This is a genomic window from Janthinobacterium sp. FW305-129 (genome assembly GCF_020858115.1).
Lineage (GTDB): Bacteria > Pseudomonadota > Gammaproteobacteria > Burkholderiales > Burkholderiaceae_D > Janthinobacterium.
Genome location: NZ_JACYMM010000002.1, coordinates 420,284 through 435,193 on the forward strand (window position 1 = coordinate 420,284; position 14,910 = coordinate 435,193).

The 14,910-nt window shown below is 60.6% G+C and carries 14 protein-coding genes and 1 tRNA gene; 4 read left to right on the forward strand and 11 right to left on the reverse strand.

All coding sequences use genetic code 11. The features are described 5' to 3' along the window. Nucleotides 1-129 precede the first annotated feature (129 nt). A tRNA-His gene (locus tag IGS61_RS05585) sits at nucleotides 130-205 on the forward strand. Nucleotides 206-300: 95 nt separating this feature from the next. Here the strand turns inward: IGS61_RS05585 and IGS61_RS05590 are convergent. Both IGS61_RS05590 and IGS61_RS05595 read right to left on the reverse strand, forming a co-directional pair. After that, nucleotides 301-1,101, reverse strand: a complete 801-nt coding sequence (locus tag IGS61_RS05590) for a hypothetical protein (RefSeq protein ID WP_230538698.1) — start codon at nucleotides 1,099-1,101, stop codon at nucleotides 301-303. A 10-nt stretch (nucleotides 1,102-1,111) separates the two neighbouring features. After that, the gene (locus IGS61_RS05595; protein WP_230538699.1) at nucleotides 1,112-1,558 is read right to left on the reverse strand and encodes a response regulator; all 447 of its coding nucleotides are present in this window, start codon (nucleotides 1,556-1,558) and stop codon (nucleotides 1,112-1,114) included. A gap of 288 nt (nucleotides 1,559-1,846) precedes the next feature. Here IGS61_RS05595 and IGS61_RS05600 point away from each other — a divergent pair, with 288 nt between their 5' ends. The 3 genes from IGS61_RS05600 (at nucleotide 1,847) to IGS61_RS05610 (ending at nucleotide 5,612) form a co-directional block, all read left to right on the forward strand. Next, nucleotides 1,847-3,967, forward strand: a complete 2,121-nt coding sequence (locus tag IGS61_RS05600; protein WP_230538700.1) for a TonB-dependent receptor family protein — start codon at nucleotides 1,847-1,849, stop codon at nucleotides 3,965-3,967. Nucleotides 3,968-4,243: 276 nt separating this feature from the next. After that, the gene (locus IGS61_RS05605; RefSeq protein ID WP_230538701.1) at nucleotides 4,244-4,903 is read left to right on the forward strand and encodes an FxDxF family PEP-CTERM protein; all 660 of its coding nucleotides are present in this window, start codon (nucleotides 4,244-4,246) and stop codon (nucleotides 4,901-4,903) included. Between the two features lie 259 nt (nucleotides 4,904-5,162). Continuing rightward, on the forward strand, nucleotides 5,163-5,612 hold the full coding sequence (locus IGS61_RS05610; RefSeq protein ID WP_230538702.1) for a hypothetical protein: 450 nt from the start codon (nucleotides 5,163-5,165) through the stop codon (nucleotides 5,610-5,612). Between the two features lie 291 nt (nucleotides 5,613-5,903). On the opposite strand, the gene IGS61_RS05615 is transcribed toward IGS61_RS05610, so the two are convergent. From IGS61_RS05615 to rbfA, 9 genes are all read right to left on the reverse strand, one after another. Then, the gene (locus IGS61_RS05615) at nucleotides 5,904-6,287 is read right to left on the reverse strand and encodes a hypothetical protein (protein ID WP_230538703.1); all 384 of its coding nucleotides are present in this window, start codon (nucleotides 6,285-6,287) and stop codon (nucleotides 5,904-5,906) included. 156 nt (nucleotides 6,288-6,443) lie between these two features. Next, a complete protein-coding gene (locus IGS61_RS05620) occupies nucleotides 6,444-7,016 on the reverse strand; it encodes a hypothetical protein (RefSeq protein WP_230538704.1) in 573 nt (190 codons plus the stop codon). A 166-nt stretch (nucleotides 7,017-7,182) separates the two neighbouring features. Beyond that, nucleotides 7,183-7,530: an energy transducer TonB gene (locus IGS61_RS05625; protein WP_230538705.1), complete on the reverse strand. Its 348-nt coding sequence runs from the start codon at nucleotides 7,528-7,530 to the stop codon at nucleotides 7,183-7,185. Between the two features lie 60 nt (nucleotides 7,531-7,590). Next, entirely contained in the window at nucleotides 7,591-9,351 is a 1,761-nt protein-coding gene (locus IGS61_RS05630; RefSeq protein WP_230538706.1) for a methyl-accepting chemotaxis protein, read from the reverse strand. Nucleotides 9,352-9,870: 519 nt separating this feature from the next. Continuing rightward, nucleotides 9,871-10,335, reverse strand: coding sequence for a hypothetical protein (locus IGS61_RS05635; RefSeq protein WP_230538707.1), 465 nt, complete (start codon nucleotides 10,333-10,335; stop codon nucleotides 9,871-9,873). After that, nucleotides 10,335-11,330, reverse strand: coding sequence for a tRNA dihydrouridine(20/20a) synthase DusA (gene dusA / locus IGS61_RS05640; protein ID WP_230538708.1), 996 nt, complete (start codon nucleotides 11,328-11,330; stop codon nucleotides 10,335-10,337). Before dusA ends, IGS61_RS05635 begins: the two co-directional genes overlap by 1 nt. A 132-nt stretch (nucleotides 11,331-11,462) precedes the next feature. After that, complete coding sequence (gene typA, locus IGS61_RS05645) at nucleotides 11,463-13,295, reverse strand: translational GTPase TypA (RefSeq protein WP_230538709.1); 1,833 nt, start codon at nucleotides 13,293-13,295, stop codon at nucleotides 11,463-11,465. A gap of 207 nt (nucleotides 13,296-13,502) precedes the next feature. Beyond that, nucleotides 13,503-14,438, reverse strand: coding sequence for a tRNA pseudouridine(55) synthase TruB (gene truB, locus IGS61_RS05650; RefSeq protein ID WP_230538710.1), 936 nt, complete (start codon nucleotides 14,436-14,438; stop codon nucleotides 13,503-13,505). A gap of 2 nt (nucleotides 14,439-14,440) precedes the next feature. Next, entirely contained in the window at nucleotides 14,441-14,857 is a 417-nt protein-coding gene (gene rbfA / locus IGS61_RS05655; RefSeq protein WP_076569135.1) for a 30S ribosome-binding factor RbfA, read from the reverse strand. Between the last annotated feature and the right edge of the window lie 53 nt (nucleotides 14,858-14,910).

Here is a 14,910-nt window from a genome sequence, read left to right on the forward strand (position 1 = left end):
AAGCGGCCGTTTTCATGCAATCTTTCGATTCTTTAAAAAAGACTGCATTTAGATTTGCCACTTCGCCGAGTTCTTTGTATAATTCGGCACCTGTTCAGCAAAACAGCTAAACAGGTAAGTAAGACAGTGGTGGCTGTAGCTCAGTTGGTAGAGTCCAGGATTGTGATTCCTGTTGTCGTGGGTTCGAGCCCCATCAGCCACCCCACAGAATTAGCGGCAAATCAAAGGGTTACATGCTTCGGCTTGTAACCCTTTTTTCATTTCCGCCAGCCATAAATAAAAACGGCGCCATCGGCCGCTTCACTCCGCCTTGTGCGGTAGCAATCCCAACAAGAACCGGCGCGCACTGGCGGAATCAGGCGAACGCGACGAAGGATGCTGAATGCGGTAGCACGTCCTGTGGCCCAGCGGGAACTGCCACAATTGCGCATTCGGTATGCCATCCTCAACATAATCGCAGCCCAGCGCCTTGCCCTGCGCATCGCGGGCCAGCGGAAAGAAGTCGCGCCGGTGTCCGGCCGTAGCACTGCCATTGGCAAAAATGATGATCTCGGGCTGGAAGAAATCGATTTGCACGTCCAACAACAGTTTGGAATAGCGTTTGATCACCTCAAAGTGATCGCACCGAACGGGGCTGCCACGCTTCCACGCCATGCACAACAGGTTGGCGTAGATCAAGCCATCGCTGCCGGAGCGCTGTGCAACGGCGCGCGTAAAATTATGGAAGGCGCGGCCCTGGATATCCGAGCGTGACAATTGCTGCGCAAAATAATCTTGATGCACGGCCATGGACCGCTCGACATAGTACTCGAGCGAACTAAAACGCTCGCCTGCCTGCAGCACATTCCATTGCCGCGTTTCGCAGCCCACGATCATGATGCGCTGCCGGGCGCCAAGCAAGTTGGGCGGCATGCTGGGAAGGAAGAGGCCGGAAAGTTTTTCCGCATCGGTCTGCGGCGCATGACGATCCAGCAAGGCCGTATCAAAATCGGCCAGTACGCCCAGATAGCGGCTGGCCAGGTCGGTGCTTGCTGCTTGCTGCGGGGAATGCATGGTCATTGCGTGCCTGTGTCCGGCTGCCCGGGGATGGATCGCAACCATAGCACAAATGCTACCCCGCCAGCACCGACTGCACCGTCGTCGCCAGGTCTTCCAGTCGCACGGGTTTCACGAGGAAATGGCGGAAGCCCACGGCCAGCGCGTCGTCCATGTACATGGGCAGGCTGTGGCCCGTGACGGCGATCAGCACGGCGTTGGCCGTCTCGGGATTGTGGTGCAGGCGGCGGCCGATTTCGATGCCGCTGATGCCGGGCATTTCGATGTCGAGGTAGACGGCGTCGGGCACGCACAGCTTGACTTGCTCGACGGCCATCTGCCAGTTGCGCACCACCACCGCGTGGTGGCCCAGCGCTTCGAGCAGCATGGCCAGCGATTCACCCACTTCCTGGTTGTCGTCGACCACCAGCAGATTGAGTTTGCGCGCAGCACTTGCCGGCTGGTCGCCCTGGCGGCGTTCCACGGAGGAACTGCCTGGTGTCGTTTCAGTTGTCTGGCTCATTGTACGTTCACGTCTGACGGCTGCAAAAACGGGAGTATACAAGAAGCGCGCGCAATGCCGCCGCACCCGAGCAATGGCGCCAAGCAACAATCCAGACACCCTGCTGTACCGCGCCAGCAACACTTCCCCACCCGCGCGCGGAGAAAGCCAGCCCTACGCAGTTTGCGCAATTGACGGATAAAATGAGAATCATTATCATTATCATCCCCTTGCGCCGGATGCCTACGCCACGATGTTGTCGCGCCGCCTGAGCGAACGCGCAAACATTGTCATTACGGAGATCCATGCATGGCCGCCACTCTTTCCCCACTGCCGTTTTCCCTGCGCCCATGCGCGCTGGCCATCGCCCTCGCCTGCCTGGGCGCCCCGCTTGCCGCACAGGCACAGGACGCCAATAGCGCCAGCACAGCCGATAACGCCGGCCCCATCCTGGAATCGATCCAGGTCAGCAGCAATCTGCTGGGCACCAGCATGGCCGCCAGCACGAAGAATTTCGCGGGCGCCCGCACGGTGGTGCAAAGGGACGATATCGAGAATTCGGGCGCGGCCAGCCTCAGCGACGTGATGCGCCGCATTCCCGGCGTGCAGATCAGCGACAACTCGGGCAGCGCCGGCAGCGCCATCTCCCTGAATATCGGCGTGCGGGGCCTGGCCGGGCGCTATTCGCCGCGCAGCACGGTGTTACTTGACGGCATCCCGATGTCGGTGGCGCCGTATGGCCAGCCGCAGCTGTCGTTCGCGCCCGTCAGCCTGGCCAATGTCGAGACGGTCGACGTGGTGCGCGGCGGCGGCGCCGTGCGCTTCGGCCCGCAAAACGTGGGCGGCATCATCAATTTCAAGACGCGCCGCGTGCCCACCACGCCAGGCGTCACGGGCGACGCCACCGTGCGCTACAACTCGTACAGTGAAGTGGGCAACAACACGCAGGCCAGCGTGTTTGCCGGCACCCAGCTCGACAGCGGCCTGGGCCTGGCGGTGCTGTACTCGGGCATCCGCGGCAGCGACTGGCGCGTCGGCAGCGACGAGAAGGTCAACGACTTCGCCCTGAAGTTCCGCTACGACCTGAGCCCCACGGCCGAGGTGTACGGCAAGCTGTCCTACTATGACGTGACGTCGCGCACGCCGGGCGGTTTGACCGCGGCGCAATACAAGCAGGACCCGTTCCAGAACACGCGCCCCACCGATTACTGGAGCGGCGAGCGCAAGGCTGTCGACATCGGCTACCTGAACGCCCTGTCCGGCACGCAGGAATTCGAGGTGCGCGCCTATTACAACAAGAGCTCGCGCGAAAGCACCTTGATCAACGCCGGCCGCACGGGCCTGGGCCACCAGCCGCGCAACTATGAAACGACGGCCATCGAGCCGCGCTACACGCAGCGCTTTATTACCGGCAAGGTGTCTCAGGACGTCACCGTCGGCTACCGCTATCTGGCCGAGCGGGCCGACGAGGCCATCTATAACGTGGTCATTGCCAGCGGCGTGCGGCAGGCGCCGACGCGCTTCGCCGACAATGCCACCGATGCGCAGGCCGTGTACATCGACGACAAGATCGCCATCGACGCGTGGCGCATCACGCCGGGCGTGCGCTACGAACACATCAAGACGGAACGCTTCAATCACTTGCCGGTCGACCAGAAGATCGAGTTGCTCAACAACAAGGCCCTGCCCTCGCTGAACGTGGCCTACTTGCTCAACAACAACGTGACCCTGTTCGGCAACTACAACAGCTCGTTTGGCGCCGTGCAAAATACGCAGCTCAATGCGCAGTCGAGCAAGAACCCGCTGCAGCCGGAACTGGCGAAAACAGCCGAGCTGGGCGCGCGCTGGAAGAGCGGCCAGCTGTCGGCCGAAGCGACCTTGTTCAACATCAAGTTCGACAACCAGATCCAGTCCGTCGGCAGCGGCGAAAACGTCGTCTTCTACAACGTGGGCGCCACGCACCACCGGGGCCTGGAATCGGCCGTCGACTACCGCTTCGACAAGTCCGGCCCGCTGGCCGGCTTGAACGCCTACGCCACCTACACCTATACCAAGGCGACCTTGCAGGATGGCGCGAACGCGGGCAACGACGTGCCCTTCTATTCGCGCACCACGGATACCGTCGGCGCCCACTACCAGCTGGGCGCCTGGGGTTTCGATTTGTCGAGCAGCCACCAGAGCCGCCAGTTCGCCGACGAGGCGAATACCGTGGCGGAAAATCCGGCCGGCAGCCTGGGCGTCATTCCAGGCTTCCGTACCTGGAACACGCAAGTGAAATGGACAGTGCCGGGCCAGAAGGGTCTGGAGCTGGTCGCCGGCGTCAACAACCTCGCCGACAAGCGCTACTTCACGCGCACCTCGGACGGCAACCTGGGCAAGCTGGTGGGCGCGCCGCGCATGGTCTACCTGCAGGGACGCCTGGCGTTCTAGGCGCACCTATCAAAACCTGCATCGCCGTCACGTCGATGCAGGTTTTTTTCGCCTGTCCTGTCACAAAGATGCTTAATGCAAGCCTAAACATGGCCGCCTCACCCTCGAAGCTGACAATATTAGTTCACCATGGAAATTATTTTCAATTTAAACACAGATAATTTCATAATTACAAATTTTTTAGCGAGAAACATCTACTTCCGGTGAGTTTTAGTGATATTCTTTAATATCATTTAAGAAATTAAATTAATCATTAAATAAGATAACAGACCATACATGAACATGCCTGCCACCCTCATCAAGATCGCCGCACTCACTTCCCTGATCACTGCCGGCGCCGCCAACGCCGCGACCGAACTGGTCGTCAACGGCAGCTTCGAAAGCAATGCCATCAACACGCCGTTCGCGCAACTGAGCGCCGTCACAGGCTGGACTTCGTCCGTCAGCGGCAATACGGCGTTTGAAATCCAGAAGGGCGCCACGCAAGGCGGCCAGAGCGGCTTCAATCCCGTCGCCGCCGCCGGCACGCAATACCTGGAACTCAACGCCGCGCGCCTGACCTCCGTGTCGCAAGCCATCGCCACCACGGCCGGCGGCACGTATGCGCTGTCGTTTGCCTATTCGGGCCGCCCCGATACAGCGGGTGGCGCGAACAGCCTGATGAATGTCTACTGGGGTTCGACCCTGCTCACGCCAACGGCCCTGGTCGGCACCACCACCGGCGTGTGGCAAACCTACAGCCAGAACGTGACGGCGCTCGGCTCGTCGAGCCTGCTGCGCTTCGAATCGGTCGGCCCCGTCTCCGCGCCGACCTATGGTTCCTACCTGGATAACGTCTCGGTGACGACCGCCGTGCCGGAACCGGAAAGCTACGCCATGATGCTGCTGGGCCTGGGTTTGCTGGGTTTCATGGCGCGCCGCAAGAACGCTGCCTGAGCCTGACAGAGCGTCGCGAATCAGCCGCCCCGCCACCATGGCCGGGCGGCTTTTTTCATGGGAAAACGGGAGCATAATTTTCAGGAAATGTTGCCAAGAAGAATTAAATTGGCGCTACAATAGGGGGTATCAAGCAATGCCAAGCATCGCTCCGCCAGGGCCCCTACCCCGCCCTGATCATCAGCACGCATTTTTTGAACAGGATGACTGGCGCTGCCGGGCCCGATTGTGCTCCCGGCACGGCCGCCACACACGCACCATGTCCGCAGAAAAAACCATTACCGAAACCAGTTCCTACGGCAAGGAAACGCCCGTGGGACGTCCCGACATCGATGGCCGCGCCGGCATCTTCGTGCCCACGGCGGAATTTGACATCGACAACACCACCACCATCCGCAAGGGCGCGGGCATCGTCGGCTTCGGCAACCTCGATGGCACCCTGACCGTGTATTTCGAAGCGAACCGCTTCGACGAAAGCAATCTGCACAAGTGGGAACACAAGGCGCGCAAGGCGTATGACCGCATGGTCATGGGCGCGCCCACGGTGTCGAAGGCGAAGATCGATGCGCGCATGCTGGAACAAATCGGCATCATCGATGGCATGGGCATCAATCTCAAGCATCCGGAACGCCTGACGCACTGGCTGGCGATCTCGAACGTGCCGGACACGGCGCCGGAAGAGCCGGTGCTGCGCTGGAAAAACCGCTAAGCGGCAGGACAGCCAGGCAGCGACGAGGTGTTGTCCTACATGGCGGCGGACATTCATCCGATGCCCAAAGGCATCAATTCATCCTATGATGAAAGCCTGACCACACCTCACACACTCAGGAGTACGACATGTCCCGCCTCATCCCGATCAGCTTTGGCGCCTTGCAAATAGGTCTGGCAGCGGCGGCGATGTACATCCTGTGCTCGGCGGACGTGCTGCACCAGAGTTCCGTGTATTTCCACTGATGTCATCAGGCGCCGCCGCAGCCCGTCACCGGACAACGCGCGCCGGCTAGCGCCGGCCGTGGTAACGGCCATGCCCGCCCCAGCCGCCGCGGTGTCCACCGTAGCGCCCAAAGCCAAACACGAAATCGAGCCCGATCGACACGGGCGGATTGTAATAATACGGTTGCGGCGCGTAGACGGGTGCCGGCACATATACGGGCTGCTGCACGTAGACGGGCTGTTGCTGCACATACACCGGTTCATTCGTGTATTCGACGCGCGGCGCGCTCATCACGCGGCCCGACTGCACCGGTTCGGACGAGACCGTATGCCATTCATAGGGATTGTAGGCCGCCTGTGGCGCGCGCGAACCGTAATACGCGGGCCCGGGCGGCGCCACGGCGCAGCCACCGAGGGCGGCCAGCGAGATTACTGCCAACAGGGTTTTCATCGCAATTCTCCTCTTGTACCAATACCGATCTCTAATGAAGTACTATAAGAAATTACGCCGTGCTTTGCTGTGCTTTTACCTATTGTTACACCCCGACGCACGCCGCAACATGAAATGTCGCAATCGCGCCACAAGCGGCGCACGCGGCATGTTTCCTCAGATAAATGGAATCGCACAGGTGTCGATGGCCTTGCCGGCCGCATCGTAGCGCTGCACGCACACCTGGTAGCGCACGCCGTAATCGAGCTCGACCTGCTCGACCTTGCCATACTTCAATTTCCAGCTGGGCTGCACGCGCTGCTTGCCCGCCAGGGCCGGCACATCCTGCGGTATCGCCATCGCCGTCTGCGTCTCGCCCTGGCGCGCGTCCTGGCGCCGCGCCACGTCGATCGATACGCTCAGCGCCACGTCCACGCCGCCGTCTACAAAGCTCAGCGTGGGTGCGCTGCGCTGCGCCCGCATCACGCCCCAGGCGCAAGGCGTGCCGCCGGCCTCGCACTGCTTCAATTGCGCCAGCGGGAAATATTCAGGGGCAATCTTGCCATCCTTGATGGGCCAGCTGGTGCGCACGCCGTCGCGCTTGCCCGTCAGGGGATTGTCCCAGCTCAAGCTGTTGACGACGGCGACGGTTTGTCCCGCCTGCAAGCCGACAGGCGTGCCCAGCGATGCGCAGGCGGAAAGCAGCAAGCCGGTGGCCGCCAGGGAAGAAAGTGTCAGGATGCGCTGCATGGTAGGCCTCTTGTGGTGGGAGATCCCGAAGGTATGTTTCGAGGGTAACAGAATCGTCGGCGCCGGCGCCGTTGGCTGGCGCACATAACAATACGGGCGGCGCCCTCGCAGGCGCCGCCCGTAGCGGAGAACGCATGCCGGGAGTTATCTCCCGGCAATATGTGGATCAGTCCAGCTTCCAGGCGTAATCGACCTTGGTCCAGGTTTGCGCAGCAGCGCCATCCTTGGTGCCCGGCTTGAACTTGCACGCGGACAGAGCCTTGATGGCGGCCTTGTCCAGGTTCTTGAAGCCGCTGCTCTTCTCGATTTTCGAATCGGCAACGCTACCGTCGGCGTTGACCAGGAAGGACATCGAGACGGTGCCCTGCTCTTCGTTCATCAGCGAGGCTTTCGGATAGTCGGCCTTGCAGTTCTTGGCATCGAACGACGCCGGTACCTCGGCCGCGAAGGCGGCGGAAGAAACGGATACCAGCAAGGCTGCTGCAACACTCATCAAACGCTTATTCTCAAACATGTGCTTCCCCATGATTATCAGATACGGTAATTACGATTTCCTGTGCGCTGTTGGCCGCGCTTAAAACTCTTCCCACTCGTCATTGCTGCTCGCCGCTGCCGCCTTGCGCGGCGCCGGGGCGGCCACGGGTGCGGCCGCTTCTACCTTGCGGGTCAGCGACTTGACCGGGCGCAATGCCGGCGCCGGCTTGCGCGCGGCCACTGGCGCCGCGGCGGCGGCCACGGGGGCCGGCACGTACGCCGCCGGCTTCTCTTCGCCTTCGACCAGCTTGAAGATGCTGACCACGTGGGCCAGTTCGGCCGCCTGGTCCTGCAAGCTTTGCGCCGCGGCGGCTGCCTGCTCCACCAGGGCCGCATTTTGCTGCGTCATGCCATCCATTTCGATGATCGACAGGTTGACCTGCTCGATGCCGGCGCTTTGTTCCTGGCTGGCACTGGCGATCTCGCTCATGATGTCGGTGACGCGGCGCACGCTGTCGACCACTTCGCCCATCGTCACGCCGGCCTGGCCCACCAAACGCGTGCCGCGTTCCGTCTTCTCGGCCGAATCGTCGATGAGGATCTTGATTTCTTTCGCGGCGCCAGCGGAGCGCTGGGCCAGGTTGCGCACTTCCGACGCCACCACGGCAAAGCCGCGGCCTTGTTCGCCGGCACGTGCCGCTTCCACGGCCGCGTTCAGCGCCAGAATATTCGTCTGGAAGGCGATGCCGTCGATCACGCCGATGATGTCGACAATTTTCTTCGCCGATTCATTGATCGAGCTCATGGTGTCAACCACTTGCGAGACCACGGAGCCGCCTTTCAGGGCCACGTCCGACGCGGTGGCGGCCAGTTTATTGGCTTCGCGCGCATTGTCCGCATTCTGTTTCACGGTCGAGGTCAGCTCTTCCATGGCCGACGCCGTTTTTTCCAGCGCGCTGGCCTGCATTTCCGTACGCGACGACAGGTCGATATTGCCGTCGGCAATTTCGCGCGAGGCCGTGCCGATGGTTTCCGTACCGACGCGCACCTGGCCGACGATGCCCACCAGGCTGTTGCGCATTTCCTTCATTTCCGCCAGCAGGCTGGAATTATCCGATGGCTGGGTGTGGATGCCGATCGACAGGTCGCCATTGGCGATGCTGCCGGCGATCGATGCCGTGTAGTCAGGCTCGCCGCCCAGCTGTTTCAGCAGGCCGCGGGTAATCACCAGCGCCGCCGCCACGCCCATCGCCACGGCCAGCACGCCGAGGATGATCATGAACAGGCGCGCGCTGTCGAAGGCCTTGCGGGCATCCGATTGCATCTGCTCATTGAGCTTGTCTTCCAGCACGGCCAGTTGCTCCAGCGCTTCCATCCATTTTTTCTGTACCGGGCGGATTTCCTTGATCATCACGCGCGTGGCGCCTTCCGCATCGTTGGCCATCCACAGTGCCGACGCCTTGGCGATGGCTGGCATGGCGGCCGCCTCGTATTCCTTGATCGAGGCCAGCAAGGCTTTTTCTTCAGAGGTCGACTCGATGGCGAATTTCTCTTCGAGCTTCTTCTGCGTTTCCTGATAGGTGCTGGTCTGCGTCTTGATACGTGCCATTTCCGGCTCCATATCGCCCGCGTCCGTCATCAGGGTGAGGATGCGCAGCGAGGTGATGCGGTCGCTGACGTTGCCACGCATATCGATCACCAGGCGGGTGACGACGTTGTTGACATTGATCACGTGATCGAGACGTTCCTGGATTTGCGCCATCCGCGCGATGCCGAGGACGGTCACGGCCACCAGCAGAACCAGTACCAGGGCGAAACCCAGGCCCAGGCGGGTACCAACCTTCATTTTTGCTAAATTCATTTCGGCTCTTCGTAAATGAAACTATTGATAAGGATTTTTGCCCGGCACGACAAGACGAAGGCTGCGCAACACCGGCATCCGCCCTTACCCATTGGTATGCTGGCGGTATCCGGCCGCACGCAGCCTGGGGTACTTCCTGATCTACAACAGCCCTGAAAACGCCAGTGACTGCGAATGCAAACTTGTTCCACACCCTGAATTTTTGACACTGATGATGCGAGATCAACATCAAACATTCATATGAGAAATATTTGTCTATAATCAATTATAGGTGTAAATTTTGCCTCAAAGCAAGCAATAAGTACCTGAATAAATGGCAGATTAACTTTCTTCGGGGAAATGGCAACAACGCCGATTCTTGCCCCATAGAAACGCCCCACGACAGTGCGGGCGTGCGCCGAAACAGCGCATTTACAACACATGGCATAGCCATATTGCATTGTTTTGGGAGGGGTGCTCAGAGGAGGGGGAAGTACGGACAATACCACTGCGCAGGTGCAGCGGTATAGACAAGTTGGATCAGCTGTCCCAGCTGCAATGCATCACATAGGCGTGGCACTCTGTGCCGAAGACAAAGACGCTCCAGATGGCGCCCAATTGGCCGGCCAGGCTGCGCTGGCCAGACAATACCAGTTGATACCAGTGGGGCTCGCCGCGCAGCAATTCGGCCAGTTCGCGCTCGAAACCGTCATATACACGCGCATCGAGCGGCTGGCGGTCCGCCTCGCTCATGGGACGAATACGCTCCAGCAGCCACTGGCGCGGCGTGCAGGCGATGCCGCTGCATGCCACGCTCTCGAGCGGCTGCAAGGACAAGCCCTCCGGCGCAATCCGCAGCACGCGGCACAGCGCATCGAGCGATGCCTGCGGCGCGACGGGTCCCAGATACTCGCAAAGAAACAGGCTGCCGTCATCCTTCAGCGCGCTGACGGCTTGCAGGTAACCATGCAACTGCTGTGCATGGGCGTGGCAGTCGCCGCTCATTACGCGGGCAGCGACAGGCGCGCAGCCGCTTCCAGCAGCAAACGGGGGTCGCCCGACGCCAGCTTCTTCGAGTCGGACAAGGTCTGGCGGAAGCCGCGCGCGCCGGGCAGGTTTTGCATCAGGCCCAGCATGTGGCGCGTCACGCTGTTCAGTTTTAATCTCCCCGCTTCCTTCTCCAGCTGCGCGCTGATATACGGAATCATCGCCTCGAGCACCTGCTCGCGCGTTTTCACGGGCGCGTCGTCGCCGTAATAGCGCTGGTCGAACTGCGCCATCACATACGGGTTGTGGTAGGCCTCGCGGCCCAGCATCACGCCGTCCAGGTGCTGCAAATGCAGGTCGATCTCATCGAGTGTCTTGATGCCGCCGTTGATAATGAACTCGAATTGCGGAAAATCACGCTTCAAACGGTAGGCATAGTCATACTTGAGGGGCGGCACTTCGCGGTTTTCCTTCGGACTCAAGCCTTTCAGGATGGCGTTACGCGCATGCACAATAAATGTCTTGCAGCCGGCATCGGCCACGGTGCCGACGAAATCGCGCACGAAGTCGTACGATTCGCTGTCATCGATGCCGATGCGGTGTTTCACCGTGACGTCGATGTCGACCACGTCGCGCATGGCTTTCACGCAGTCGGCCACCAGCTGCGGCTCGGCCATCAGGCAGGCGCCAAACGCGCCTTTTTGCACGCGCTCGGACGGGCAGCCGCAGTTCAGGTTGACTTCGTCATAGCCCCACTGCTGGCCCAGCTTCGCGCTGGTGGCCAGGTCTGTCGGATCGCTGCCGCCCAGCTGCAGGGCGACGGGATGCTCTTCCTCGTTGAAGCGCAGATGGCGCTCCACGTCGCCGTACACGAGCGCGCCCGTCGTCACCATCTCGGTGTAGAGCCAGGTATGACGCGTGATTTCGCGGTGGAACTTGCGGCAATGGCGGTCGGTCCAGTCCATCATGGGGGCAACGGACAGGCGGCGGGAAGGCAGGGGGGACGTAGTCATAGGATCAATAAAAACAGGTCAATACACAACAGCTTCTACAAACAACAAACCCGCTGCGCGCATCACCGGTTAAAGTCATGCGGCGCAGCGGGCCGAAAACGGCATGGACGTCAATCCATGCTCACGCGGGTATTACGCGTCGCGCGACGCTTTTTTACGCTCGTGCTCTTTCAGGAAGCGCTTGCGCAGACGGATCGATTTCGGGGTGATTTCCACCAGTTCGTCGTCCTCGATGAATTCGACTGCGTATTCCAGCGACATCTGGATAGGCGGCACCAGGCGCACTGCTTCGTCGGTACCCGACGAACGCACGTTGGTCAGCTGCTTGCCCTTGATCGGGTTGACGACCAGGTCATTGTCGCGCGAGTGGATGCCGATGACCATGCCTTCGTAGACCGGGTCATTGTGCGACACGAACATGCGGCCGCGGTCTTGCAGTTTCCAAATCGCGTAGGCAACAGCGGCGCCGTCGTCTTGCGAGATCAGCACGCCGTTGCGACGGCCAGCCATTTCGCCACGGGTGTTGTCGACTGGCGCGTATTCGTGGAATACGTGGCTCATCAAGCCGGTGCCGCGGGTCAGGGTCATGAATTCGCCCTGGAAGCCGATCAGGCCACGTGCCGGGATCAGGTACTCGAGACGCACGCGGCCCTTGCCATCCGATTCCATGTTTTGCAGGTCGCCGCGACGACGGCCCAGTTCTTCCATGACGCCGCCCTGGTTGGCTTCTTCCACGTCGACCGACAGGTTTTCAAACGGCTCGTGGCGCACGCCATCGACCATTTTGAAGACCACGCGTGGACGCGATACGGCCAGCTCGAAGCCTTCGCGACGCATGTTTTCGATCAGAATCGTCAGGTGCAGCTCGCCGCGGCCCGATACTTCGAAGATCGTGTCGTCGTCGGTCGGCGCTACGCGCAGAGCAACGTTGGCTTTCAATTCTTTTTCCAGACGGTCACGCAGTTGGCGCGAGGTAACGAACTTGCCTTCGCGGCCAGCCAGTGGCGAGTTGTTGACCATGAAGTTCATGGTCAGGGTTGGCTCGTCGACGGTCAGCATCGGCAGCGCTTCAGGCGTGTCCACTGCGCACAGGGTCGAACCGATGCCGATTTCATCGATACCGTTGATCAGGCAGATGTCGCCGGCGACGGCTTCGTCCACCAGCACGCGCTCCAGGCCCTTGAAGTTCAGCACTTGGTTGATGCGGCCTTTGATTGGCGTGGCGCCTGGGCCATTGATGACCAGCACGTCTTGACCAACTTTAACGGTACCGCGGTTGACGCGGCCAATGCCGATCTTGCCGACGTACGACGAGTAGTCCAGCGAGGTGATCTGCATTTGCAGCGGGCCTTCCGGATTGTCGTCACGCACTGGAACGTGTTCCAGGATGGCGTCGAACATCGGCTTCATGTCGCCGCCGCGCACGTCTTCGGTCAGGCCGGCATAGCCGTTCAGGCCCGAAGCGTAAACGATAGGGAAATCCAGTTGCTCGTCGGTAGCGCCCAGCTTGTCGAACAATTCGAACGTCTGGTTGATGGCCCAGTCCGGACGTGCGCCTGGACGGTCGATCTTGTTGACGATAACGATAGGCTTCAGACCCAGTGCCAGCGCCTTGCGCGTGACGAAACGGGTTTGCGGCATCGGGCCTTCCTGTGCATCGATCAGCAGCAGAACCGAGTCCACCATCGACAGAACACGTTCCACTTCGCCGCCGAAGTCGGCGTGGCCTGGGGTGTCGACGATGTTGATGTGGGTGCCTTCGTACTCAACGGCGCAGTTCTTCGACAGAATCGTAATGCCGCGCTCCTTTTCCAGGTCGTTCGAGTCCATGACTCGGGTGTCGACCGCTTGGTTTTCACGGAAGGTGCCGGACTGGCGCAGCAGCTGATCCACCAGCGTGGTTTTGCCGTGGTCAACGTGGGCGATAATGGCGATATTACGAATTGCGCGTTTTGTATTTGACATGGTCGTAGTAGTTACTGAAAAACTGCGGAGTGCGTACAAGATGTACGAGATACCCGAATGCTAATCTATTTCCGGAACCGCGTAGTATAGCATGTTGCGTTGCAACGCTATCTAAAAATGCTGGCGGCTCCCGCAGTCGGGGACGGTTTGTTTAAAAAAGCGACACTGTTTGAAGAGTGTCGCTGGGTAATATGACGTTGCTGTGACTTATTGATGCGCCGTGGCAATGAGCCGTTCGGGCGCCAGGATGCTGTACTCCTGCAACTGGCCCGTGCCCAGCAATTTGGCGTCGTGATACACGCGCACCCTGCCCGGTTCGGCTGGCACGGCGACGTCTTCCTTGCCCAGCGCGATGCGCTGGCCGTGCAGGAAACGCTTGGCCAATTCTTCCGTCAGCTGGACGGCGGGGAAACTCGACAATAATGCATCGACGGGCGCCAGCAGACTCAGCGGCGCGGCATGCGCCGTCAGCTCATCGAGCGTGACGACGCCGTCCAAAGTCAGGTTGCCGACCTGCGTGCGGCGCAAGGCGTTCAGATGGCCGCCGCAACCGAGCGCGTGGCCGATGTCTTCGCCCAGCACGCGGATATACGTACCCTTGCTGCACATCACGGACAATTTCAGGAACGGGGCTTCATAGCCGAGGAACTCGAGCTTGTGGATGGTCACCGGACGCGCTTCGCGCTCCAGCGTGATGCCTGCCCTTGCATACTCATATAGGGGCTTGCCGTCCCTTTTCAAGGCCGAGTACATGGGCGGCGTCTGCAGGATCGGCCCGCGGAACTGCGCCAGCACGGCTTCGATCTGCTCTTCGGTGACGTTGACTTCACGCGTTTCCAGCACTTCGCCTTCCGTGTCGCCCGTATCCGTCGTCTGCCCCAGGTGCACCAGGGTTTCGTAGGTCTTGTCGGCTTCCAGCAAGTCCTGCGAGAACTTCGTCGCCTCGCCAAAGCACAATGGCAGCAAGCCCGTGGCGAACGGATCCAGCGTGCCCGTATGGCCCGCCTTTTTCGCGTTCAAGACACGCTTGGCCTTGATCAGGGCGTCGTTGCTGGACCAGCCCACGGGCTTATCGAGCAGCAAGACGCCGTCGACCAGGTCGCGCACCCGCTTGATGCCGGGCGGTTTCTTCGGTCCGGCCACTGTTATTGCTCGTCCGCTTCTGGTTTGACATCCGGCTCGGCATCGGCCGCGCGCGTGGCGTTGGCCTTGTCGATCAGCAAGGACATTTCCATGCCGCGCGAAGTCGAGCTGTCGTGCACGAAATGCAGCATCGGCAGGGTGTGGATGTGCAGGCGCTTGCCCAGCAGGCCACGGATGAAGCCGGCTGCGGCCATCAGGCCCTCGGTGGTGTTCTTGATGGCTTCCTTGCTGTCTTTCAACATCGTGAAAAACACCTTGGCGTGCGCGTAATCGGGCGTGATCTGTACTTCGGTGATGGTGATCATCGTGCCCACGCGCGGGTCTTTCAATTCGTAGGCGATGATTTCAGCCAGATCGCGCTGGATCTGGTCCGCCACGCGCAAGCCGCGCGCCGGCATGGTTTTGCTATGTTTAGCCATGATTTTATGCTGTCCTAAGTGCCGCAGGGCGCATGGGTCAAACGGTTGCCCGT

Coding starts and splice junctions, on each gene's coding strand:
- IGS61_RS05595 (WP_230538699.1), bottom strand. CDS start 1,558: ATGAGCCAGACAACTGAAACGACACCAGGCAGTTCCTCCGTGGAACGC.
- IGS61_RS05625 (WP_230538705.1), bottom strand. CDS start 7,530: ATGTTTGAGAATAAGCGTTTGATGAGTGTTGCAGCAGCCTTGCTGGTA.
- IGS61_RS05590 (WP_230538698.1), bottom strand. CDS start 1,101: ATGGTTGCGATCCATCCCCGGGCAGCCGGACACAGGCACGCAATGACC.
- rbfA (WP_076569135.1), bottom strand. CDS start 14,857: ATGGCTAAACATAGCAAAACCATGCCGGCGCGCGGCTTGCGCGTGGCG.
- typA (WP_230538709.1), bottom strand. CDS start 13,295: ATGTCAAATACAAAACGCGCAATTCGTAATATCGCCATTATCGCCCAC.
- dusA (WP_230538708.1), bottom strand. CDS start 11,330: ATGACTACGTCCCCCCTGCCTTCCCGCCGCCTGTCCGTTGCCCCCATG.
- IGS61_RS05635 (WP_230538707.1), bottom strand. CDS start 10,335: ATGAGCGGCGACTGCCACGCCCATGCACAGCAGTTGCATGGTTACCTG.
- IGS61_RS05620 (WP_230538704.1), bottom strand. CDS start 7,016: ATGCAGCGCATCCTGACACTTTCTTCCCTGGCGGCCACCGGCTTGCTG.
- IGS61_RS05630 (WP_230538706.1), bottom strand. CDS start 9,351: ATGAATTTAGCAAAAATGAAGGTTGGTACCCGCCTGGGCCTGGGTTTC.
- IGS61_RS05605 (WP_230538701.1), top strand. CDS start 4,244: ATGAACATGCCTGCCACCCTCATCAAGATCGCCGCACTCACTTCCCTG.
- IGS61_RS05600 (WP_230538700.1), top strand. CDS start 1,847: ATGGCCGCCACTCTTTCCCCACTGCCGTTTTCCCTGCGCCCATGCGCG.
- IGS61_RS05610 (WP_230538702.1), top strand. CDS start 5,163: ATGTCCGCAGAAAAAACCATTACCGAAACCAGTTCCTACGGCAAGGAA.
- IGS61_RS05615 (WP_230538703.1), bottom strand. CDS start 6,287: ATGAAAACCCTGTTGGCAGTAATCTCGCTGGCCGCCCTCGGTGGCTGC.